20 protein-coding genes are annotated in these 23378 nt (G+C 63.5%); 14 read left to right on the plus strand and 6 right to left on the minus strand.

Features of this window, described 5'->3' with window-relative positions; translation table 11 throughout:
* Positions 1-65: 65 nt before the first annotated feature.
* The 8 genes from E5162_RS12110 to E5162_RS12145 all read left to right on the plus strand — a co-directional run bounded on the left by E5162_RS12110 (position 66) and on the right by E5162_RS12145 (position 9857).
* Entirely contained in the window at positions 66-1322 is a 1257-nt protein-coding gene (locus E5162_RS12110; protein WP_135945513.1) for an MFS transporter, read from the plus strand.
* Positions 1319-1639, plus strand: a complete 321-nt coding sequence (locus tag E5162_RS12115; protein WP_135945514.1) for a hypothetical protein — start codon at positions 1319-1321, stop codon at positions 1637-1639. Before E5162_RS12110 ends, E5162_RS12115 begins: the two co-directional genes overlap by 4 nt.
* A gap of 123 nt (positions 1640-1762) precedes the next feature.
* Complete coding sequence (sucC, locus tag E5162_RS12120) at positions 1763-2959, plus strand: ADP-forming succinate--CoA ligase subunit beta (protein WP_135945515.1); 1197 nt, start codon at positions 1763-1765, stop codon at positions 2957-2959.
* Positions 2960-2964: 5 nt separating this feature from the next.
* Positions 2965-3864, plus strand: coding sequence for a succinate--CoA ligase subunit alpha (sucD, locus tag E5162_RS12125; RefSeq protein WP_135945516.1), 900 nt, complete (start codon positions 2965-2967; stop codon positions 3862-3864).
* A 193-nt stretch (positions 3865-4057) separates the two neighbouring features.
* Entirely contained in the window at positions 4058-4591 is a 534-nt protein-coding gene (locus E5162_RS12130; RefSeq protein WP_135945517.1) for a GAF domain-containing protein, read from the plus strand.
* A 118-nt stretch (positions 4592-4709) separates the two neighbouring features.
* Positions 4710-7697: a 2-oxoglutarate dehydrogenase E1 component gene (locus E5162_RS12135; RefSeq protein WP_135945518.1), complete on the plus strand. Its 2988-nt coding sequence runs from the start codon at positions 4710-4712 to the stop codon at positions 7695-7697.
* A gap of 38 nt (positions 7698-7735) precedes the next feature.
* Positions 7736-9286: a 2-oxoglutarate dehydrogenase complex dihydrolipoyllysine-residue succinyltransferase gene (gene odhB, locus E5162_RS12140; protein WP_135945519.1), complete on the plus strand. Its 1551-nt coding sequence runs from the start codon at positions 7736-7738 to the stop codon at positions 9284-9286.
* A 118-nt stretch (positions 9287-9404) separates the two neighbouring features.
* Positions 9405-9857 (plus strand): hypothetical protein, encoded by a 453-nt coding sequence (locus tag E5162_RS12145; RefSeq protein ID WP_135945520.1) that lies wholly within the window; start codon positions 9405-9407, stop codon positions 9855-9857.
* 15 nt (positions 9858-9872) lie between these two features.
* Here E5162_RS12145 and E5162_RS12150 read toward each other — a convergent pair whose 3' ends face one another.
* Complete coding sequence (locus E5162_RS12150) at positions 9873-10139, minus strand: hypothetical protein (protein ID WP_135945521.1); 267 nt, start codon at positions 10137-10139, stop codon at positions 9873-9875.
* 198 nt (positions 10140-10337) lie between these two features.
* On the opposite strand from E5162_RS12150, the gene lpdA reads away from it, so the two are divergent.
* The 4 genes from lpdA (at position 10338) to E5162_RS12170 (ending at position 14963) form a co-directional block, all read left to right on the plus strand.
* The gene (gene lpdA / locus E5162_RS12155) at positions 10338-11741 is read left to right on the plus strand and encodes a dihydrolipoyl dehydrogenase (RefSeq protein WP_135945522.1); all 1404 of its coding nucleotides are present in this window, start codon (positions 10338-10340) and stop codon (positions 11739-11741) included.
* 95 nt (positions 11742-11836) lie between these two features.
* Complete coding sequence (locus tag E5162_RS12160; protein ID WP_135945523.1) at positions 11837-12415, plus strand: GNAT family N-acetyltransferase; 579 nt, start codon at positions 11837-11839, stop codon at positions 12413-12415.
* A gap of 152 nt (positions 12416-12567) precedes the next feature.
* Positions 12568-13710, plus strand: coding sequence for an acyl-CoA dehydrogenase family protein (locus tag E5162_RS12165; protein WP_135945524.1), 1143 nt, complete (start codon positions 12568-12570; stop codon positions 13708-13710).
* A gap of 86 nt (positions 13711-13796) precedes the next feature.
* Positions 13797-14963 carry a hypothetical protein gene (locus E5162_RS12170; protein ID WP_135945525.1) on the plus strand — a complete coding sequence of 389 codons (1167 nt, stop codon included), beginning with the start codon at positions 13797-13799 and terminating at the stop codon, positions 14961-14963.
* Between the two features lie 281 nt (positions 14964-15244).
* Here E5162_RS12170 and rplS read toward each other — a convergent pair whose 3' ends face one another.
* The 5 genes from rplS to ffh form a co-directional block, all read right to left on the minus strand.
* Positions 15245-15646, minus strand: a complete 402-nt coding sequence (rplS, locus tag E5162_RS12175) for a 50S ribosomal protein L19 (RefSeq protein WP_135945526.1) — start codon at positions 15644-15646, stop codon at positions 15245-15247.
* The gene (gene trmD / locus E5162_RS12180; RefSeq protein WP_135945527.1) at positions 15643-16347 is read right to left on the minus strand and encodes a tRNA (guanosine(37)-N1)-methyltransferase TrmD; all 705 of its coding nucleotides are present in this window, start codon (positions 16345-16347) and stop codon (positions 15643-15645) included. The genes rplS and trmD overlap by 4 nt, the downstream gene beginning before the upstream one ends.
* Positions 16344-16877: a ribosome maturation factor RimM gene (gene rimM / locus E5162_RS12185; protein ID WP_135945528.1), complete on the minus strand. Its 534-nt coding sequence runs from the start codon at positions 16875-16877 to the stop codon at positions 16344-16346. The genes trmD and rimM overlap by 4 nt, the downstream gene beginning before the upstream one ends.
* Positions 16878-16997: 120 nt before the next feature.
* A complete protein-coding gene (rpsP, locus tag E5162_RS15195; RefSeq protein WP_135945529.1) occupies positions 16998-17492 on the minus strand; it encodes a 30S ribosomal protein S16 in 495 nt (164 codons plus the stop codon).
* A 24-nt stretch (positions 17493-17516) separates the two neighbouring features.
* Positions 17517-19055, minus strand: a complete 1539-nt coding sequence (gene ffh, locus E5162_RS12195; protein WP_135945530.1) for a signal recognition particle protein — start codon at positions 19053-19055, stop codon at positions 17517-17519.
* A 753-nt stretch (positions 19056-19808) separates the two neighbouring features.
* Between ffh and E5162_RS12200 the strand changes: the two genes are divergently transcribed.
* Positions 19809-21590 (plus strand): ATP-dependent nuclease, encoded by a 1782-nt coding sequence (locus E5162_RS12200; protein ID WP_135945531.1) that lies wholly within the window; start codon positions 19809-19811, stop codon positions 21588-21590.
* The gene (locus E5162_RS12205) at positions 21581-23338 is read left to right on the plus strand and encodes a UvrD-helicase domain-containing protein (RefSeq protein WP_135945532.1); all 1758 of its coding nucleotides are present in this window, start codon (positions 21581-21583) and stop codon (positions 23336-23338) included. The genes E5162_RS12200 and E5162_RS12205 overlap by 10 nt, the downstream gene beginning before the upstream one ends.
* The last annotated feature ends 40 nt before the right edge of the window (positions 23339-23378 follow it).

Raw genomic sequence — 23378 nt, forward strand, 5'->3', positions numbered from 1 at the left:
ACAACACCGTGGTCTGAATGCCGCAAGATCGAACGGCAGATCCGAACCGGGAGAGGTGAGCACCCATGACAATTTACCGCAATGTCGCGACAGTCATGGGAGCGACCGTCCTGCTGCAGATTTCGGTCGGCGTGCTGGGCGTGGCCCTGCCGCTGGCGATGGCCGCGGCGGGCTGGAGCGGGCTCTCGATCGGTTTTGTCGTGGCCGGCTACGCGATCGGCTTCCTGTTCGGCGGCCTGCTTGCACCGCTGGTCATCCAGTCGATCGGGCATATCCGCGCCTACGCGGCCTTTGCCGGAGGCGCGGCCGCACTCACCCTGATGCTGGCCCTGAACAGCGATATGATCTGGTGGCTGATCGCACGTATCGGCTTCGGCTTCTGTGCCGCGGGCATCTTCGCGGTGGCCGAAAGCTGGCTGGCCGACGCCACGCCCTCCGAAGCGCGCGGCGGAGTCATCTCGATCTACCAGATCCTGGGCCGGGCGGGGCTCATCCTCGGACCGTTCCTGATCGCCCTGCCGGGGATCGAGCTGCTGGAGAGCTTCGTGCTCGGCGGCATCTTTCTCGCGCTGGCGCTCATTCCGATCACCGCGACCCGCCGCGGCCAGCCGGCCCTGCCGGCCGGCAACCGCGTGTCGCCCTTCCGCCTGCTCACGATCGCACCGGCCGCAGCCGTTGCCGCGTTCGGGGCCGGGGTGATCAATACCGGCGTGCTGGGTTTCGTGCCGATCTGGGCCGAGACCCTGTCGACCACGACCACGGGGTCGGCCGCGCTCGTCATGGCTGTCATCTACGGCGTGTCGATTCTGGTCCAGTGGCCGGCAGGCAAGCTCTCCGACCATGTCGACCGGCGTCTGGTCATGGCCGGGGCCGCCGCGACCGCCGGCCTGTTTGCCGCCATCCTGGCCGTGTTCGTGACCCCCGGACTGTGGCTCGGCGCCGCTCTGGCCGGACTGTGGGGCGGGGCCAGCCTCTCCTATTACGGCATCTCCATCGCCCATGCGGCCGACCGGTCGCGCGCCGAGGAACTTCCCGCCATCGCGTCCGGCATTCTGGTGACCTGGGCGCTCGGCTCGATCGTCGGCCCGATCCTGGCCGGGCTTGCCTATGGCAGCGTGCTGGAAGGGCGCGGCCTCTTCCTGTTTGCCGCCGGGGCCAGCTTCGTGCTGACCGCCGTCCTGCTCTGGCGCAGCCGGGCACGCAAGCCGGTCAGGGAGGCCGAACGCGAGCCCTTCATCAACCTGCTGGCCACCTCGGCCGAGCTGGCCGAGATCGATGCCCATCCCGATGCCCATGACGCCTCACGCGAGAGCGCGGCGTGATCGCCCTCTACATTGCCCTGCCTGCGCTGATCGGCGCAGGCCTCGCGATCGCCATCCGCGCCCGTCTGGCGCGCCTGCGCCTGCTGACCTGGATGGGGGCAGCCCTGATCGGGACCGGCCTGCCGCTGCTGGCCGGTCAGCTGATCAGCCTGGCGCTGAGCGGCACGGCAGACGCACGCATGACCGAGTGCCAGCTCGCCGGCGGAGCCGATTGCGGTCAGGCGACGATGATCATGGTCCTGCCGCTCGTCGCGGGCCTGTCAGCCGGGCTCGGCTGGCTCGCCGGCGCAGTCACCGCCCTGTTATCTCGCCCTTAGCCGCGCCTCACGCGTTGCACCTGCGAAGCCGGGTGTTATAACCGCCCCCGATCGCCTCCCCCACCGGCCGGAAATCCCGGCCCTCGCGTTTTCGCCTTCACCGACTGCGAGAGATTGAACTCCATGAATATTCACGAGCATCAGGCCAAGGCTCTGCTGGTTCGCTTCGGCGCGCCGGTGGCCCAGGGTCATCCCGCCTTCACCGTCGACGAAGCCCGCAAGGCCGCGGAGCAACTGCCCGGCCCGCTCTGGGTCGTCAAATCCCAGATTCACGCCGGCGGCCGCGGCAAGGGCAAGTTCAAGGAACTCGGCCCGGACGCCAAGGGCGGCGTCCGCCTGGCCAAGTCGGTCGACGAAGTCGTCGCCCACGCCAAGGAGATGCTGGGCAACACGCTGGTCACGCACCAGACCGGCCCCGACGGCAAGCAGGTCAACCGCCTCTACATCGAGGACGGCGCGGACATTTCTCGCGAACTTTACCTGTCCCTGCTGGTCAACCGCGAAAGCGGCCAGGTCTCCTTCGTCGTCTCCACCGAGGGCGGCATGGATATCGAGTCGGTCGCCGACGAGACCCCTGAAAAGATCCACACCATCGATATCGATCCGCTGACCGGCGTGACCGATGACGACGCCAACGCCATTGCCGACGCGCTGGAGCTCGGCGAACAGGCTCGCGTCGACATGCTCGATCTGGCCCGCTCGCTCTACGAGGCCTTCACGGCCAAGGATATGAGCATGCTGGAGATCAACCCGCTGATCGTCATGGACAATGGCCGCCTGCGGGTGCTCGACGCCAAGCTCAGCTTCGACGGCAATGCGCTCTTCCGTCACGAGGACGTGCGCGAGCTGCGCGACATGAGCGAAGAGGACGACAAGGAGATCGAGGCGTCCAAGTACGACCTCGCCTACATCGCCCTCGACGGCAATATCGGCTGCATGGTCAACGGCGCGGGCCTTGCCATGGCGACCATGGACATCATCAAGCTGTATGGCGGCGAGCCGGCCAACTTCCTCGATGTCGGCGGCGGCGCCAGCAAGGAGAAGGTCACCGCGGCCTTCAAGATCATCACGGCCGACAAGAACGTGCAGGGCATCCTGGTCAACATCTTCGGCGGCATCATGCGCTGCGACGTGATCGCCGAGGGCGTGGTCGCCGCGGTGAAGGAAGTCGGGCTGAAGGTTCCCCTGGTCGTGCGCCTGGAAGGCACCAATGTCGACAAGGGCAAGAAGATCCTGAACGAGAGCGGTCTGGACATCACGTCCGCCGACGATCTCGACGACGCCGCGAAGAAAATCACCGACGCTGTGAAGAAGGGCTGATTGCCATGTCCGTACTCGTCAACAAAGACACCAAGATCCTGGTTCAGGGTCTGACCGGCAAGACCGGCACCTTCCACACCGAACAGGCCCTGCAATATGCCGGCACCAAGATGGTGGGCGGCGTGCACCCGAAGAAGGGCGGCGAAACCTGGAGCGGCGCGGGCCACGACCTGCCCATCTTTGCCAGCGTCGCCGAAGGCAAGGACAAGACCGGCGCAGATGCGTCCGTGATCTACGTTCCGCCGGCCGGGGCCGCCGACGCCATCATCGAGGCGATCGATGCGCAGATCGGCCTGATTGTGTGCATCACCGAGGGCATTCCCGTGCTCGACATGGTGCGCGTGAAAGCCAAGCTCGAGGGTTCCGGCTCGCGCCTTCTCGGCCCGAACTGCCCCGGCGTCCTGACGCCGGACGAGTGCAAGATCGGCATCATGCCGGGGTCCATCTTCAAGAAGGGCTCGGTCGGCGTCGTCTCGCGCTCGGGCACGCTGACCTATGAAGCGGTGTTCCAGACCACCAATGAGGGCCTGGGCCAGACCACGGCCGTGGGCATTGGCGGCGACCCGGTTAAGGGAACCGAATTCATCGACGTGCTGGAGATGTTCCTGGCCGACGACGAGACCAAGTCGCTCATCATGATCGGCGAGATCGGCGGCACGGCCGAAGAGCAGGCCGCGCAATTCCTGAAAGACGAGGCCAAGCGCGGCCGCAAGAAGCCGACCGTCGGCTTCATCGCCGGCCGCACCGCGCCTCCGGGCCGCACGATGGGCCATGCCGGCGCCATCGTCGCCGGCGGCAAGGGCGGCGCCGACGACAAGATCGAGGCCATGAAGTCGGCCGGAATCACCGTGGCCGACAGCCCCGCACGCCTCGGCACGACGCTGAGCGAGCTGCTGAAGGGCTAGGCTCCCGGGCCTCGACTCGAAAATCGGATCAAGCCCCGGAGCCCCACTGGCTCCGGGGCCTTTTCGTTCGCGCCCGGGGCGTTTTGCGCGCAACTGACCTTCGCCTGGAAACCAAAGCTTTATCTTAAGAAACTGGAAAGCCAGGAGGCCTTAGACCGCCAAAATTGAACTTGTTCAGTGAAGGAGTGTCTCCATGGAGAAGATGAGGCTGGAGGCATTGCGGTCCTACCGTATTCTCGACACAGATCCGCATCCCTCGTTCGACACCCTCACCGAAACGGCCCGGCTGGCCTTCGGTGCGCCGATCGCGTTCATTTCCCTGCTCGACGAGGACCGGCAATGGTTCAAGTCGATCCGAGGGCTCGACGTCACGGAGACGGCACGCGCCCATGCGATGTGCGAAACTCCGGTGAGCACGGCGGAGACAATGGTGGTGCCGGACCTACGCGAGCACGCAAAGCTCAAGCACCATCCGCTGGTGACGGGCAGCCCCAACGTGCGCTTCTATGCGGGCGCGCCCATCATCGATCACGAGGGTCTGGCACTGGGTGCGATGTGTGTCATGGACACGCAGCCGCGGGTGTTCGAGGCGCGCGAAATCGCCCTGCTCGAATGCCTGGCGGTGAACGCCATGACCGCGATCACCGCTCACCACCAGGGCCATCTCCTGCGCGAAGCGGCGCGCGAACTGACCCTATATTGCGACCGCGAACCCCTCTTCGCCTGAAGATCGCACACCTTTTGGAACATCATGGTCTTCCCTCGGCGTTGCATGCGGCATAGATGATGGTAAACCCACCAAAGGCGCACTCTCCGCGCGGTTACAATTGCCCTGAAGGGCCGCCATGCCAGACGAACGTTCAGTGACGAACCAGACCTTCCTGGAAACTTCCTTTCTATTCGGCGGAAACGCCGCCTACATCGAACAGATGGCCGCACGCCATGCCGAAGACCCCGGCTCCGTGCCGGACTCCTGGCGCGCCTTCTTTGAAGAAGTCGGTGACGATGGCGAGGACCAGCGACACGCCGCGGCCGGGCCGAAATGGCGCCGCAGCGACTGGCCGCGTCCCGCCAATGGCGAGCTCGTCTCCGCGCTGGGCGATATCGGACCGGAGATGGCTGCCCTGCCCGACGCGGTCAGCGAGCGCCTCGGCGGCGAAGCCTCTCCCGAACAGATCCGCCAGGCGGTCAAGGATTCCATTTCCGCGATCATGCTGATCCGCGCCTACCGGATGCGCGGACATCTGGCGGCCGATCTCGACCCGCTGCGCCTGTCGAATTTCGGCACCCAGCCCGAGCTCGACCCGAAGACTTACGGATTCGAATCCGGCGACCTGGACCGCGAAATCTACATCTCCGGCTATCTCGGCCTGGAAAGCGCGACGGTCAAGCAGATCCTCAAAGTACTCAAGCGCACCTATTGCGGGACGTTCGCCGTCGAGTACATGCACATCTCCAACCCGGACGAGAAATCCTGGCTGCAGGAACGCATCGAAGGGCCGGACAAGGAGATCGCCTTCTCCAAGAACGGCAAGCGCGCGATTCTCAGAAAGCTGGTCGAGGCGGAAACCTTCGAACGTTTCCTGCACAAGCGCTATCCGGGCACCAAGCGCTTCGGCATCGATGGCGGCGAGGCCATGGTCCCGGCGCTGGAGCAGATCATCAAGCGCGGCGGCGCGCTCGGCGTCACCGACATGGTGCTCGGCATGCCGCACCGCGGGCGCCTGAACGTGCTCGGCGCGGTGATGGCCAAGCCCTACCACGTCATTTTCAACGAGTTTCAGGGCGGCGATACGCTCGGCGCGGAGTATTCCTCCGGCGACGTGAAATATCACCTCGGCTCCTCGTCCGACCGCGAGTTTGACGGCAATACCGTCCACCTCTCGCTGACGGCCAACCCCTCCCACCTTGAGGCGGTCGACCCGGTCGTGCTCGGCAAGGTCCGCGCCAAGCAGGCCAAGTACCGGCGTCAGTCCGAGGACGATTCCAATACCGCCAGCCGCGTTCTCCCCTTGCTGCTGCACGGCGATGCGGCCTTTGCCGGCCAGGGCATCGTGGCCGAATGCCTCGGCCTGTCCGGCCTGAAGGGGCATCGCACCGGCGGTTCCATCCACTTCATCGTGAACAACCAGATCGGGTTTACCACCGACCCGAAGGATTCGCGCTCCTCGCCCTATCCGTCCGACGTCGCCCTGATGGTTCAGGCGCCGATCTTCCACGTCAACGGAGACGATCCCGAAGCGGTGGTCTTTGCCGCCAAGGTCGCGACCGAGTATCGCCAGCTCTTCGGCAAGGACGTGGTCATCGACATGTTCTGCTACCGGCGCTTCGGTCACAACGAGGGCGACGACCCCTCCTTTACCCAGCCGCTGATGTACAACGCGATCAAGGACCACCCGTCCGCGCGCGAGCAATATGCCGAGCGCCTGGTCAAGGAAGACCTGATCTCGGCCGACCAGATCGATGCCTGGATTTCGGAGTTCGAGGATTTCCTCGATGCCGAGTTCGAGAAGGGCAAGGATTACACCCCGTCCAAGGCCGACTGGCTGGACGGTGTCTGGTCCGGTCTGGGTCTGCCCGAGGACGATGAGCGCCGCGGTCAGACGGCTGTCGATACCGAGACGCTGAAGTCGGTCGGGAAGTCCATGACGACGATCCCCGACGACGTGAATGTGCACAAGACGCTCAAGCGCGTTCTCGACAATCGCAGCAAGATGATCGAGTCCGGCGAAGGCCTGGACTGGGCGACCGCCGAGCATCTCGCCTTCGGGACGCTTCTCACCGAGGGCTTCCCGGTCCGCCTGTCGGGTCAGGATTCAGGACGCGGGACGTTTTCCCAGCGCCATTCCCATGTCATCGACCAGGACACCGAAGCCAAATACACCCCGCTCAACCACCTGCAGGAAGAGCAGGCGCGCTACGAGGTGATCGACACCATGCTGTCGGAAGAAGCCGTGCTCGGCTTCGAATACGGCTACTCGCTGTCGGCCCCGAACACGCTGGTGATGTGGGAAGCCCAGTTCGGCGACTTCACCAACGGCGCCCAGGTCATCATCGACCAGTTCATCTCCTCGGGTGAGCGCAAATGGCTGCGCATGTCCGGCCTCGTGATGCTGCTGCCGCACGGGTATGAAGGCCAGGGCCCCGAGCACTCCTCGGCCCGCCTGGAGCGCTTCCTCCAGCAATGCGCCGAAGACAACATGCAGGTTGCCAACTGCTCCACGCCGGCGAACTACTTCCACATCCTGCGCCGCCAGATTCACCGCGGCTTCCGCAAGCCGCTGGTCATGATGACGCCGAAGAGCCTTCTGCGTCACAAGCGCTGCGTCAGCCCGCTCTTCGAGTTCGGGCCGGGCTCCTCCTTCCACCGCGTGCTGTGGGACGATGCCGACACGGCGGTGCGCGAGGGCCGCGACGATGTCGCGACCGGGCGGACCGAGACCCGGCTGGTCGAGGACAAGAAGATCCGCCGCGTCGTGATGTGCTCCGGCAAGGTCTATTACGATCTGCTCGAAGCGCGCGAACAGACCGACATCGACGATGTCTACCTGTTGCGCGTCGAGCAATTCTATCCCTTCCCGGCCAAGTCGCTGATCGACGAGCTGAAGCGGTTCAAGAATGCCGACATCGTCTGGTGCCAGGAAGAGCCGCGCAATATGGGCGCCTGGACGTTTGTCGAACCCTATATCGAGTTCTGCCTGGAAAAGGCGGGCAACAAGGTGTCGCGTCCGCGCTATGTTGGCCGTGCGGCGAGCGCCTCGACAGCCACCGGCGTCCTGTCCAAACACCAGGCCCAGCAAAAAGCCCTCATCGACGACGCGCTTGGCAAATAGCCCCGCGCGATAGCGAAAGAAAGACGAGCTAGAAGCCCATGAGCGATATTACCGTCCCCCAGCTTGGCGAATCCGTATCCGAAGCCACCGTCGGTGAGTGGCAGATTTCCGAAGGCGATGCGGTGAAGAAGGACGACATTCTCGTCGAACTCGAAACCGACAAGGTCTCCGTGGAAGTGCGCGCCGAAGCCGACGGCACTCTGACGAGCATCGCCGCCAAGGAAGGCGAGACGGTCGAGATCGGGGCCAAGCTCGGCGAACTGGGCTCAGGCGAGGCCAAGGCCTCCCAGCCGAAAGGCGACAAGGGCAACGACAAGAAGGAGGCCAGCGCCTCCAAGGCGTCCGGTGACGAGGGCGGCGCTTCCGGCTCCGGCGAACTGATCGACGCCAAGGTGCCGGTGATGGGCGAAAGCGTCTCCGAGGGGACGGCCGGCGAATGGGCGGTCAAGGTCGGCGACACCGTCGAGAAAGACCAGACCCTGCTCGAGATCGAGACCGACAAGGTTGCCGTCGAGGTCCCGTCTCCCGAAGCCGGCGAGATCGAGGAACTCCTCGTCTCCGAGGGCGATTCGGTCGAGCCCGGTCAGGTGATCGCCAAGATCCGCGCCGGCGCCTCGGGCGGTAGCGCATCGAAGTCCAAATCGAAGGACGAGGCCAAATCCGCGGACAAGGAACCGGCCAGGGCCAAGTTGAAACCTTCAGGTGACGACGCCAAGGCGATGCCGTCCGCCCAGCGCGTCGCGCGGGAAAACGATCTCGACCTCTCCAAAGTCGAAGGCTCGGGCAAGGATGGCCGCGTGACCAAGGGCGACGCCCTCAAGGCGCTGGAAAGCGGCGCGAGCGCCCCGGCCAAGAGCGAAAGCAAGCCGTCCGCGCCGCGCGAGCTCGGTGAGCGCGAAGAGCGCGTGAAGATGACGCGCCTGCGCCAGACCATCGCCCGGCGCCTTAAGGAAGCCCAGAACAGCGCGGCGATGCTGACGACCTATAACGAGGCGGACATGAGCGCGATCATGTCCCTGCGCAAACAGGTCCAGGACGATTTCACCAGCAAGCACGGCGTGAAGCTCGGCTTCATGAGCTTCTTCGTGAAGGCCTGCGTGACCGCGCTGCAGGACATCCCGGCCGTCAACGCCGAGATCGACGGCACCGACATCATCTACAAGAACCATTACGATGTCGGCGTCGCAGTGGGCACCGACAAGGGCCTCGTCGTTCCGGTCGTGCGCGATTGCGACACCAAATCGCTCGCGCAGATCGAGAAGGACATCATCGATCTCGGCAAGCGCGCGCGCGACGGCAAGCTGTCCATCGACGACATGCAGGGCGCGACCTTCACCATCTCCAATGGCGGGGTCTACGGCTCCCTGATGAGCTCGCCCATCCTGAACGCGCCCCAGTCCGGCATTCTGGGCATGCACAAGATCCAGGAACGCCCCATGGCCATCAATGGCGAGGTGAAGATCCGTCCGATGATGTATCTGGCGCTCTCCTACGATCACCGCATCGTGGACGGCAAGGAAGCGGTGACCTTCCTGGTCCGCGTCAAGGAAAGCCTGGAGAAGCCCGAACGGCTCATCCTCGACATCTAGGCCGGGCAGGCCCCTTTCCCGCAATCAAAGACGCGCCCGGTTCGCCGGGCGCGTTTTTTGTTGCCAATCGACAGCCTTTTTGCGCGTAATATAAAAAAACGTCAGGGGAGGACGCGTCATGTCACTTGCAGCGACCGATACGGGAGGCCGCACGAGGGCCCCGGTCTGGTTCTGGGTCATCGCCATTCTGGCCGCGCTCTGGAACGCAGTGGGCGTGGTCGACTATGTGATGACGCAGTTTCGCGTCGACGCGTATATGTCCAGCTTCAGCGAGGAACAGCTCGCCTATTTCTACGGTTTCCCGAGCTGGTTCGTGGCGATCTGGGCAATCGCCGTTTTCAGCGCCTTCATCGCCTCCATCGGGCTCCTGGTGCGCAAGCGCTGGGCGGAACCGCTCTTCGGTCTCGCCTTTTTCCTCTTCCTGCTGAATCTGATCTACCAATACGCCTTCACCGGCGCCTACGCGATGATGGGGGCGGCCGGGCTCGGCGTCTCGCTTTTCATCGGCGTGTCGCTGCTGGGGCTGTTGTGGTTCTCGCGCTGGGCCGGCCAGAAGAAGATACTGCGCTAGCGCCCGCGCCTTCAGTCAGGACCCGGCCGGCGGACGCTTCTGTGAGCGGGACCTGAGCTCGAACATTGCCGCCACGAGCGAACCGACGATCGCGCCGGCAAATCCGGCCTCGAAGGCGAGAAAGAGGATGGCGCGCGAACCCATCGCGCCGGTCAGCGACACGGGCCCCAGGATCAGGGCCATCAGGACCCCCACGATTGCGCCGAGGACCAGCCCGCCTGCGCCGCCGATGAGAATGGCGCGCCAGAGGCTCTTGCGGGCTTGCGATACGGGTTGGCTCATGAGCAGGCCTCCTGTTGCTGGTTTGGCCTTCTATCTGACAACTCGCCGGACCAGCCTTGCGTTCCGCCCGCGCTTGGACACGCAGGTGAGTTGACGCGCGCGAGGCCGGGAGTAGGGTGCGCTGCAACACGCCAATTTCGCGCGTCTCCGGAAGGGTCTGCTCCTCGCCAGCGCGCACTCAGACAAAGGATCTCACTCATGGCCGATCAATACGACGTCGTGATCATCGGGGGCGGCCCCGGCGGCTATAACTGCGCCATTCGCGCCGGTCAGCTCGGTCTGAAGACGGCCTGCATCGAGAAGCGCGAAACGCTGGGCGGAACCTGTCTGAACGTCGGCTGCATCCCCTCCAAGGCGCTCCTGCACGCCAGCGAGCTCTACGAGGGCGCGAAGAAGGACTTTGCCGGCTATGGCATCGAATTCGAGGCGCTCAAGCTCAATCTCGAGCAGATGATGGCCCAGAAGGACGACGCGGTGAAAGGTCTCACCGACGGCGTCAAGTTCCTGCTGAAGAAGAACAAGGTCGACCACATTACCGGCACTGGCAAAATCAAGTCGAAGACCGAGGTCGAGGTGACCGATGCCGACGGCAAGACCCAGATCCTGAAGACGAAGAATATCGTCATCGCGACCGGCTCCGAAGTGACGCCCCTGCCGGGTGTCGAGATCGATGAGGAGCGTATCGTCTCCTCCACCGGCGCGCTGGAACTCAAGGAAGTGCCCAAGAAGCTGGTCCTGGTCGGCGCCGGCGTGATCGGTCTGGAACTCGGCTCGGTCTGGCGGCGCCTCGGCGCCGAGGTTGAGGTCGTCGAATTCCTCGATCACTGCCTGCCCGGTCTCGACAAGGAAGTCTCCAAGGCCGCGCGCAAGCTGTTCGAGAAGCAGGGCCTGAAATTCCACTTCAGCCGCAAGGTCACCGGCGTCGAAAAGCTCAAGACCAAGCTGAAAGTGTCCACCGAGGCCGCCGATGGCGGCGATGCCCAGACGATGGATGCCGACATCGTCATCGTCTGCATCGGGCGGCGGCCCTACACCCAGGGCCTCGGCCTGGAGAATGTCGGCATCGAGCCGGACAAGCGCGGCGTGATCGCCAACGATCATTTCAGGACCAGCGTCGACAACATCTGGGTCGTCGGGGACACCACGACCGGGCCGATGCTGGCGCACAAGGCCGAAGATGAGGGCACGGCCTGCGCCGAGCTCATCGCGGGCAAGGCCGGGCACGTCAATTACGATGCGATCCCGACCGTGGTCTACACCTATCCCGAGATCGCCGGTGTGGGCGCGACGGAGGAGCAGCTCAAGGAAGCCGGGCGCGACTACAAGGTGGGCAAATTCCCCTTCCAGGCCAATTCGCGCGGGCGCACCAACCACACCACGGACGGGTTCGTGAAAGTGCTCGCCGACGCGAAGACCGACGAGATCCTGGGCGCCCATATCATCGGGCCGAATGGCGGCGAGCTGATCGCCGAGCTGGCCCTGGCGATGGAATTCAAGGCCGCATCCGAGGATGTGGCGCGCACCTGTCACGCCCACCCGACCCTGTCGGAAGCGGTGCGTCAGGCGGCCATGGCGGTCGAAGGCTGGGCCATGCAGATGTAGGCCCTGCACGGCCGACACATAAGTTTTAGATTACAGGGCACGCAAATCCGCCTAGATCGGGCGGGTGAGCGAGGCAGCGAGGAAGGCTGACATCGATGGGTGTTTCCCCGTCAGGGACGCAGTTTTCAGGTCCGGTTGTCGAAACCGGGCGGCTGACCCTGATTGCCTTCGATCCCCATCTGGCCCGGCTTCAGAGCGAGGATCGCGAAGGCTTCTTCGCCGCGCTCGGCGTGAAGTACGAGCCTTCCTGGCCGCCCGAGCTGACGACCGCCGAGACCATGGACTGGATGGCGGGGCATCTGGAATCCCGGCCGGACACTGCCGGCTGGTATAGCTGGGTCTTCACCATGGATGTGGGCCCCGGACAGGAGCCGCGCCTGGTCGGCATTGGCGGGTTTCACGGTCCGCCCGGCGCGGACGGCTGCATCGAGATCAGCTATTCCATGCTGCCCAGCTTCCGCGAGCAGGGCCTGGCCACCGAGGCAGTCCTGGGCCTGCTCAGCTGGGCGGAGGCTCAGCCCGGTGTGAGCAAGGTGACCGCCTCCACCCTCACCCACCTCTATGCCGCCCGCCGCGTGCTGGAAAAGGCCGGCTTCTCGCTTGTGGGCGAGCGTGAAACCGGCGAGGGCCGCGTCAGCGACTTTGCCCTCGATCTTCCTGCGTCAGCCGGCTGACGCGCGCAGCGCTAGAACCGGCCTGCGGCGCGCGCGCCGAGTGCATATGCCTTGATGCCATGCGGACGCGCGCCCCGGTTGCACCGGCGCATTTCGCGCTGACACGGCGCGAACGGAGAGGTTAACCTCCTCGCAAATCAGGAGGAGCGCCGATGAAGAACCCGTTCGAGACGCCCGAGCGCGCCGCCTTTCGCGATAGCGTCGAACGCTTCGTGAAACGCGAGATCGCGCCGCATGGCGAAGACTGGGACGAGGCCGGCGATTTTCCCTGGGAGCTGCATGAGAAAGCCGGCGCCCTGGGCCTGTTCGGCTTCGGGATCGACGAGGCCTATGGCGGCCTGGGATTCGATGACGCCTTCATGCGTCTCGAGAGCGGGATTGCGCTCGCCTACGGCGCGCCGGGCGGCGTGAATGCCTCTCTGGGCGCCCGCAACATCATGACCGGGCCGATCGCGGCGCTGGCGAGCGACGCCATCAAGGCCGAAGTCCTGCCCGGCATCGTCAGCGGACGCGAGGGCGGCGCGCTGGCGATGACCGAGCCCTCAGGCGGATCGGACCTCTCCCGCCTGACGGCCAGCGCCCGGCGCGACGGGGACACGTTTATCCTGGACGGGGAGAAGACCTTCATCACCGGCGGCATGAAGGCGCGCTGGTTCGTGGTCGGCGCGCGCACGGGCGGGGAGGGGTTTGGCGGCATCTCGCTTTTTCTGGTCGAGGCCGGCACGCCCGGCTTCACGCGAACCGCGCTCGACCGGAAAATGGGATGGTGGAGTTCGGACACGGCCAGCCTGCATTTTGACGCCGTGCAGGTGCCCGCCCACCGCCAGCTTGGCGAGGAGGGTGTCTGCCTGCTCGCCATCATGAATAACTTCAACTATGAGCGTCTCGCCCTCGCGGCCGGCTGCCTCGGCATGGCGCGGCGCTGCTTTGACGACGCGGTCGCATGGGCAAAACAGCGCGAGACCTTCGGCAAGCCCCTCATCTCCCACCAGGTCATCCGCCACAAGATCGCGGATATGAGCGCGCGCATCGACGCGCTCCATGCCTATCTCCTGCACATCGCGTGGACTCTGAACGAGGGCGAGATCCCGGCCGCCGAGCTCGCCAAGGTGAAATTCACCGCCAGCCAGACCGCAGAATACTGCGCCAGCCAGGCGATGCAGATTCTCGGCGGGGCGGGCTATCTGCGCGGCCAGGCGGTCGAGCGCATCTATCGCGAGGTCAAGGTCATGGCGATCGGCGGGGGCTCCGAAGAGATCATGAAGGACCTCGCCTTCCGGCAGATGAGCCTTTAGCGCCACGTTAACCGCCTTTGCTAAGCCGTCCTTAGCCCTTCTCTGACAGGGTTGGATCTCCTTGGCAGGCTAGCGGGGCGGCGCACGTGCTCATCCAGAAACCCAATGACCTCAAGCGCCTGGTGCGCGGAGGCTGCTCGCCGCGGGTGCTGGATCTGTACGGCTTGCACCAGCGCTTTCCCGATCTGAAGGAGTCACCCAAGCCGTTGTTTCACAACGACCGGCTCAATCGCTGCTTCCTCATCAAGCACAATCTGCGCCGGCACGAGGCAAGCTTCGTCTATTCGCGCCGGTCCATCGTGACCAAGCTGGTCCTGCCGATCGACCGCCACGACCTCAATCTCGGCGCGTTCTGGATGTTCCTGGAATCGGGCAATTTCGAAACCCGGCTGGTCGAGTTCATGGGCCGTCTCGACGGTCCGGAAGACGACCCGACCCTGAACGAACAATTCATCGACGACATGGAGACGCTGCAGATCCTGTCGCGCAGCCCCTCCTTCGACCCCTATCTGCTGAAGGTCCAGTTCGGCAGCCGCGAGATCGACCCGCGCTTCCTGACGCTCAACCACCACGACGAACCGCAACTGCGCGCCTTCGTGTTCGACCACATGGCCGAGATCGGCCAGCTGGCGACGAGCGGCAAGACCTCGCAGAAAAAGTCAGAACGCCTGGCGAAAGTCCTGTTCGAGGAAGCCGAGAGCCAGGCCCGCGACCAGTTGCGCTATGCGCTGCACATGGTGGAGTCCGAGTTCAACGAGGGCGTCTACGGCTGGAAGGGCATTTTATACTACATGTGGTCGACCGACACGCTCGCCCGCAGCCTGACCCAGCTCCTGACCGACCTGGCGACCCTGGAACGCGAGGACCGGGTCTATCGCCACCGCCCGCTCCAGCGGCCGATCATCAATATGCGCGACTGTATCCGCGTGCGCTGGGACGAGCTGAAACAGGCGCGCATGACCTATCTGGAAACGGTCGCGCGCTTCGTGCGCGATGGTGAGCCGCAATCGATGTGCACGCTGCTGCTGCGCGCACCGGACCTGTTCCGCTCGATCGGCGATCACGTTGCCGCGCTGACCCACCTGACCACCTACTGGACCTACTGGAAGCGCCAGAACCGGCTGGGCCGGGTCACCCACGAGGATGCCTGCCAGCTCCTCCCCAGCCTGTCGAGCGCCATCGCGCGCGAGGACGACGCGGCCAGCGTCGACTGGGCCGAATTTGCCACCTTCCAGCGCCTGCGCACCGGCTGACACTCGTCACCCCGATCCCGCTTTTCCCGACTCTTCCTCTTTCCTGACGCAAGTCAGGACCCAGAGAGCGTGGGGCGCCATCGCCTCCAGCGTGTGAGTCCGTCTGTGCGGAGACCCGGACGCCATCCCCGGTCGTGTCCCACGATCCCGGGATCCCAGCATTCGCTGGGAAAGAGCAGGAGGAAGGCTTCACCGCCTCTACCGAACGCCACCCCGGCACAACGAAAAACGCCCGCCGGAAAACCGGCGGGCGTCTTGATCGGGTCGGTCGCGCAAATGCCTTAGGACTTGCTGCCCTTGGGCGGGCGCGCTTCGATACCGTGACCGGTCGTACGCTCGGAAATCCGGGCCGACTTGCCGCGGCGATCGCGCAGATAGTACAGCTTGGCGCGGCGCACATGGCCTTTTTTCTTGATCTCGATGGACTCGATCAGCGGGGAGTAGAGCTGGAAGACCCGCTCGACGCCTTCGCCGAAGGAAATCTTGCGGACCGTGAAGCTCTGGTTCAGGCCGGAGCCGGACCGGGCGATGCACACGCCGTCGAAGCGCTGAACACGCTGGCGCTCGCCTTCACGAATCCACACATTGACCGACAGGGTATCGCCTGCGGAAAAATCGGGATGGGTCTTTTCGCCCATCACGCGGGAGGCTTCTTCCTGCTCGAGCTGTTGGATCAGGTTCATCGCTCTTCTCCATCACGCCGCTGATATCTCGACCAGAGATCCGGCCGGCGCCGTTGCGTTATCTCTTCACTCTTCTCACGCCGCCAGCGTTCGACCTTTGCGTGGTCGCCCGAAAGCAGCACGTCGGGGATGTCCCGGCCCTCCCAGACCCGCGGACGGGTGTAGTGAGGATATTCGAGACAATCGCCCTCGAAACTCTCGTCTTCGGTCGAGGCCAGCTTGCCGAGCACGCCGGGGATCAGTCTCACGCAAGCCTCGATGAGGTATTGCGCGGGAATTTCACCGCCGGCCAGCACGGCGTCGCCGATACTCACCTCTTCCATCTGCCTGGCTTCGATGACCCGTTCGTCGAGGCCTTCGAAACGTCCGCAGAACACGACAACGCCCGGACCGCCCGCCCATTCCCGAACCCGGGCCTGGGTCAGCGGTTTTCCGCGCGGTGTCATGTAGATCAACGGGCGCGAGCCGAGCTCGACGCTGTCGATCGCCGCCGCCGCCACGTCGGGGCGCAGCACCATACCAGGGCCGCCGCCAGCAGGCGTGTCGTCAACGGAGGCGTGCTTATGACGGGAAAACGACCGGATGTCCACCGTCTCCAGCGCCCAAATGCCGTTCTTTCTGGCAGTTTCCAGCAGTGAAACTCCCAGCGCCCCGGGAAAGGCCTCCGGATACAGGGTCAGGCATGTCGCAGTGAAGGTCATGCGTCCCCGTCCCCTGCCTCCTCCGCCGCCTCCGCCTCTGGCGGGTTGGCGACCAGCTTGCCGGCTTTCAGGTCCAGATGGGGCACCGCCTCCTTGGTGAAGGGCAGATACCAGACGCCGTCCGGCCCGGTAATTTCCAGAAGATCGCCCGCGCCGAAATTCTGCACCGCCTTGACCTGACCCAGCGGCGCGCCGCCGGCATCTTCCACCGCCAGCCCGACCAGGTCGGAATAGTAGAACTCGTCCTCGTCCGGCTCGGGCAGCGCGGCGCGCGGCACGTAGAGCAGCGTGCCCTTCATCGCCAGCAGGGCTTCGCGCGTCGTATCCTCCTCGAACACGACGATCACCGTCTCCCCGCCCGAATGGCGCGCGCGCCGGGGCGTGAACACGACCTCGCCCGTCTCGTCCAGGAAGGGGCCGTAGCTCGCCAGCATGGCCGGATCGCCGAACGCGCGCACTTTCGCCTCGCCCTGCACGCCATGCGCGCCGGCGATGGCACCGATAACGACGAGGTCGGGTTTGGCAGCCATGCAGACAGTCTAGCCTCTAACGGCGAAATCCCGGAGCCTTGAAGGGCTCCGGGAGGTCACGATTCACGCGTCCCGCACACGCTGTCGCGGGCAGGGCGGCCAGGTCGAAGGCGAAAAGCCTTACGACTTGGTCTCTTCGGACGTTTCGGCTTCGGCCGGCGCTTCGTCAGCCTTGGCCTCTTCGGCCGGGGCTTCGGCAGCGGCCTCTTCGGCAGGCGCGTCTTCGGCAGCCGGAGCTGCGGCCGCGGCCTTGGCTTCTTCCTCGGCTTCCTTCTTGGCCGCTTCCTTCTCGGCGCGCTCGGCTTCGCGCTCCTTGGCCTTCTCGCCCGGCGTGCCCTTCTTCGGGTTGTCGCCGTGCTTCCACTCGACCAGGCCGGCATCGGCCAGGAAGCGCGCCACGCGATCGGTCGGCACCGCGCCGTGCTTCAGCCATTCGGCCGCACGCTCGGTGTCGATCTTGACGCGCTCTTCGCTGTCCTTGGGGAGCATCGGATTGTAGGAGCCGATTTTCTCGATGAAGCGGCCATCGCGCGGATCGCGGGCATCGGCCACGACGATGCGGTAGTAGGGGCGCTTCTTCGCGCCACCGCGGGAAAGACGGATTTTAACAGCCATAGTTCAAGTCCTTTTAAGGTCAGATCATTTCTTTTTCGGCATGCCGAGCGGAAGGCCATCCGGCCCGAGTGGCCCGCCTGCCCCGAATCCGGGGGGCAGACTGCCTGAACTCCCGCCGCCCGGCAGACCGGGGAGTCCTTTCGCGCCCTTCGGCGCTTGTCCTTGCAGAAGATCGGCCGTGGCATCGTCGAAGCCGGGGGGCATCTTGCCGCCACCGGGCATGCCCGGCATTCCCGGCATGCCGCCCTTGGCGCCCTTCTTGCCCATCTTCTTCATCATGTCCGCCATCTGGCGGTGCATTTTCAAAAGCTTGTTGACGTCCGGCACCTCGACGCCCGCGCCCTTGGCGATGCGGCGCTTGCGGCTGGCCTTCATCAGGTCCGGCTTGGCGCGCTCGGCCGGCGTCATCGACAGGATGATCGCCTCCTGGCGTTTCAGCATCGTGTCGTCGAACCCGGCGCTGGCCATCTGGCCCTTCATCGCCTTGTTCATGCCGGGCAGGAATCCCATGATCCCGGACAGGCCGCCCATCTTCTGAAGCTGTTTGAGCTGGTCGCGCATGTCTTCCAGGTCGAACTTGCCCTTCGCCATCTTCCTGGCGAGCTTTTCGGCCTTGTCCTGGTCAACGTCGGCGGAGGCTTTTTCCACCAGCGAGACGATGTCGCCGCGCCCCAGAATCCGGCCCGCCAGGCGTTTCGCGTCGAACGCGTCCAGCCCGTCAATCTTCTCAGACGTGCCGAGAAACTTGATCGGCAGGCCGGTGACCCAGCGCATGGACAGCGCGGCACCGCCGCGCCCGTCCCCGTCCATCCGTGTCAGCACCAGGCCGGTCAGCTTCAGGCGCTCGTCAAAGCGGCGCGCGGTCTCCACCGCGTCCTGGCCGGTCAGCGCGTCGGCGACCAGCAGGGTTTCGCGCGGACGGGCAATCTCGGCGATCTTGGCCGCCTCGCCCATCATCTCCTCGTCGATCGAGGTGCGCCCCGCCGTATCCAGGATGACCACGTCATAGCCCTGCAGCCGGCCCGCGCTCATCGCGCGCTTGGCGATCTCGACCGCCGACTGGCCCTTCACGATGGGCAGGGAGGCGACGCCGGCGCGCTCGGCCATCTGGGCGAGCTGCTCCATCGCCGCCGGGCGGCGGGTGTCGAGCGAGGCAACCAGCACCTTCTTGCGCTGGGTCTCGGTGATGCGCTTGGCGAGCTTGGCGGACGTCGTCGTCTTGCCCGAGCCCTGCAGGCCGGCCATCAGGATCGCGACCGGGGGCTCGCCCTCCAGGTGCAGGCCTTCCGGCTCGCCCTCGCCGCCGAGCAGGTGAACCAGCTCGTCATGGACGATCTTGACGACTTGCTGACCGGGCGCCACGGCGCGGATCACATCCTCGCCGACCGCCTTCTCGCGCACGCGCTTGACGAAATCCTTGACCGCAGGCAGGGCGACATCGGCCTCGAGCAGCGCCACGCGGATTTCGCGCAGGGCCGCATCGACATCCTTTTCAGACAACGAGCCGCGACCGGTAATCTGGTCGAATACCCCTGTCAGCCTCTCGCTTAACGCGTCGAACATAAAGTCCGCCTCTTCTGCCCGCCCTCGTGCTTCGAGGCCCGCTATGCGGGCACCTCAGCATGAGGGCTTACCGTTTCTGCCATCCTCTTCCCTCATCCTGAGGTGCCGGGCGTCAGCCCGGCCTCGAAGGATCGGAGGCAGCCCATCCAAAAACCCACGCGCCAAGAGCCCCGCTGAGCGAGCCTTCGCCGAGCGGGGGACCTCGCCGACCTCCAGGAGTGTGCTCCCACCGCCAGGTGGGCTCCGTGTGCCGGTAAGGCAAGCGCAATACGCCTGCAGATGTGAGCGGGTGGCTATATGGGAGGCACGCCGCCGAGTCAAGTTTTCCACGGGGCGGATCTACGCCCATCCCCGTTCGCGCAGCCAGTGTGCGTTTTCAGAGCCTTTGATTCAAATTTTTCAGAAAGTGTGATTCACCCTTCCTAAGCTGGGTTGGAGCAGCCGTAGTTCAACGCGCAAAGCGGTGCCTTCGAGGGCAGAGGTCAGAGGTCAGAGGTTTGACTCTCCCTGGGGCCCTATCGATTTGTTGAACCTCAGAGAACATTGGACAAAATCCAAAAAGCTTGGATCGATGCACGCCGCTGCCTAGCCGTGCAATATCATGATGAGTGAGGGCGGCGCGGGGCTCTGGTCACTACCCTGAGTTCTTCATGTGGATTTGTGCTTTTCACCAATCACGGTCGCCAGTTTACAAAATAGAGCTGGTTGCTCTCAAACGACAATTATTGCAATAATAGATTGTGGGGGCGCAGTATGTATCTGGAAAAATTAGAGATTGAGAATTTTCGGTCGTTTGCGAAAGCGACAATTCCGCTGAACGAAAACCTCACAGTCTTGGTCGGAGAAAACAATGGCGGGAAGAGCAATGTCATTGAGGCGATCCGCCTTCTAACGCCTCCAGCCTCTGGCCGGGTAGATCGCTATTGCGAGCTTGAAGACCTCCATCGATTTACTGATCAAAAGAGCTTCTCAATCGCAGGGAGATTTTCAGGCCTCTCTGCGGCGCAGCAGGGCGACCTGATCAGTCTACTCTCTGACCCGGCGGCAACAAGTGCTCAGTTGAAGCTTACATGTACGGTCGAAGAGGGTGTCGCTAAACGCCCCAGGTTTACCGGCGGTGCTCATGATACTCAGCCGGAGCAGGGCGCGCGCGAGCGGATCAGGCATGTCTACCTGCCAGCTCTGCGGGACGCCCAGTTCGCGCTCTCATCAGGGAATCCGACGCGGAAGCTTGCGTTGCTGCGCCATGTCATCCCGAGCGCAGACCATGACGCTTTCCGAGGTGCGCTGCAGCGGACGGGTACCCATGCCGGTTTGGGGCAAGTCAAGGAGGCCGTATCGAAGGAGCTTGCTGATCTCACCTCCGGCGTAAGGGAGCAGGCTGCGGAACTTGGGTTCTCCGAGAACGAGCAATTAATCGATATTGCGCGCGATCTCCGATTCAGGCTTGGCGATGCTGACGGTGATGCGAGTGAAATCGCTCTTTCTGGCTTAGGCTTCGCGAACCTTCTGTACATGGCGACAATCATAGTCGAGCTTGAACGGGCACAGGAATCTGATCTCACGCTATTCCTTGTCGAAGAGCCTGAGGCGCACCTTCACCCGCATCTCCAGATGTCGGTCTTGGATTTCCTCCAGGAACGTGCGCAGAAGCCGGCTGAGACGGTTCCCGGCATGCCGGCCGGCAAGATTCAAGTCATTGTCGCTTCGCATTCGCCCAACCTCACGTCATGGGCATCCTCTTCAAACCTGATTGCGTTGAGGACAGTGCAGGCTGGCCAAGGGAAACAGTCGAAACCGCTGCCGCTTTCGAAGATCGATCTTACCCCCAAAGAACGCCGCAAGATTGATCGCTACCTAGATGTGACACGCGCCGCACTTCTGTTTGGGGGGCGCTGCCTCTTGGTCGAAGGCATTGCCGAGGCCATACTTCTACCGGTCATCGCCAATCGGATGTTTGAAGAGGCCATCGCCCGGATAAAAGAGTCTGAGGTAGACGAGCCGGAAAAAACCGACCGGATAAGAGCCGAGCAGATACGGAAGAAAAAATTTCGAGGCTCGACCTTTGTGCCGATTGATGGGGTCGATTTCGAGCCGTACATCAAAATGATGCTCTCAGGATCGGATGGTGTCCGACTGGCCGATCAGGTCATCTTGATCACAGATGAAGATGCCGGAGCCGGGACGACACGCAAAGCAAGCTATGAAAAGCTCGCGGATGACCTGAATGCGGCCGACCAGCTTGAAGTGGTGCTTAGCGCCGATACGCTGGAGGTTGATCTATTTGAGGCGGGAAACGCAGCGATCATGAAAGCTGCCTATTTGAAACTCCACGAGCGTTCCGAGGTCAAATGGGATGAAATGGCTGCGCTCGAAAGTGATGCCCACAAGGCCAGGATCAGAGAGATCTTCAAATCCACGAGAAAGGGCGACTTCGCTCAGGAGCTTGCTGCTCTCATTGAGGATCGGGCTGAGGAGCATCCATTTGCGCCGCCTGAATATCTCACCCGCGCTATTGAGGCGGCATGTCGCTAGACGATAAGCGTGAAGAGGCTGCAGCGATCCAGCGCCGGATCGTGCAGAGTCCGAACGCCGTCTACGTAGCTGCTTGTCCTGGGGCGGGGAAGACAAGAGTTCTGGTCGAGCGTGCGCAGCGCATCTTAAGCGACCTTTCATCCCGCCGGGGCGTGGCGATCCTTACGTTCAGCAACGCGGCGGTCGACGAGATCGAAAAGCGTTTCGGCCACGACTACCCGCCATTTCCGAGCTTCCTTGGAACCTTTGACAGCTTTCTGTGGCGGTTCTTGATCGCGCCCTTCGGCACAGACCAGGGTGTCGCTGCCCGATTGGTTCCTGACCTTGGTGATCAGTTGATTTCGCCGACGATGGGGCGGCGAGGGGGAAAGCCGATGCGGGCTTTCCCATTGCGGCTCTTTGACCGCCATACCGGTCGCCTTCGAACAGATCTTTTAGGAGATGACCGTCTACTTGTCGCTCAGGTGCAAAATGCCGCTCAGTATGAAGGGTTCGCTTCTGCGGTTTGGAGAAATCGCAAGCAAGCAGGCTACCTCGACTACGAAGACGCCAGGTCGCTTGCGCAGGCAAGGATTGAGGCAGACGCATTCCGCCCGATCCTAAGCGCGTTGGTTGCTCGGTTTGCGGAGTTGATCGTCGATGAAGCGCAGGACTGTAATCCGTCCGATCTGCGAGTGATCCAATCGTTGCGTGAACGTGGCCTTCCAGTTTCCGTGATCGGTGATTCCGACCAAGCGATCTACGGATTCCGCCATGGTTCAGCGCCGGAGCTGCGCCGATTTGCAGAGCGTTTCGGAGAAGGCGACCGGCATAGGATGACCGGCAATTTCCGCTCAGTCAGCGGGGTGAGCGGCTTGGCTTCCCTGTTTCGAGAGCCCACCCCGAATGATGAGATCGGTGCACTCTGCGCCAAAGAAGCCGAGGTAGACGGCGGCTACGTGCTCAGCTACCGACCATATCGCAATACCGTGCCGGCCTCAGTTGGTCAGAAGTTCATTGAAATTCTGGAGGCTGCCGACCTTTCGCCGTTCGATGCGCCCGTATTGGCGCACCGAGAAAACGCCGCGCGGCGGGCTGTAGGTTTGAGGTCGATAGACCGATCTAGGCAGAAAAGCTTTGCTGTTCGTCTGGCTAGCAATGTCGCCGCTTACAACGCCGCTGAACGCCATTGGCGTACCAAGGTAAGCGCGATCGATGCGGTCATCGGGCAGCTATTCGAGTACCTCGATTTGATTGACGAGGACGAGAGCTTTCATCAAGCCCTCGTCCGGCATGAAGTAGAGCTTTCTGATTACCGTGGCGCGGTTGTCGATCTTATCGCTGAGATCAGCCCGCAGGAGGAAGAGGCAGAAGACCCAAGCGCGTGGCTGGCTCGGGTTAAAGCCGTGTTCGAGGCGCGAATTGATGGCGGACGAAGTAGACTGCTCAACCGTCCGCGCGAGAACGGCATATCTGATCTTAAGAGCGCGCTTATTATTCGAGACAACGCCTCATGCCCAGTCAGCACGATCCACAGTGTCAAAGGCCAGCAGTTTGCCGCTGTCTGTGTCGTCATTCCACCACGAAATGCCGAGGAGCTAGTGGAGCGATTGGAGCGAGGGCAGATCGGAGAGCCTGAGCGCGTCCTGTATGTCGGCCTTACACGAGGTCAGCGTATCGCCGCTCTTGCTGTGCCCGAAGTGATTAGCGAGCGGCTGGTCGCGATAACGCGCCGCCTTGAGATCACTTTCATTTTGAAGAAGTGCTAGTTCAGATGACCGGCTCTTCTAATTTTCATTGTTCTGAGGC

It is taken from the genome of Marinicauda pacifica (assembly GCF_004793635.1).
GTDB classification, from domain to species: Bacteria; Pseudomonadota; Alphaproteobacteria; order Caulobacterales; family Maricaulaceae; genus Marinicauda; species Marinicauda pacifica.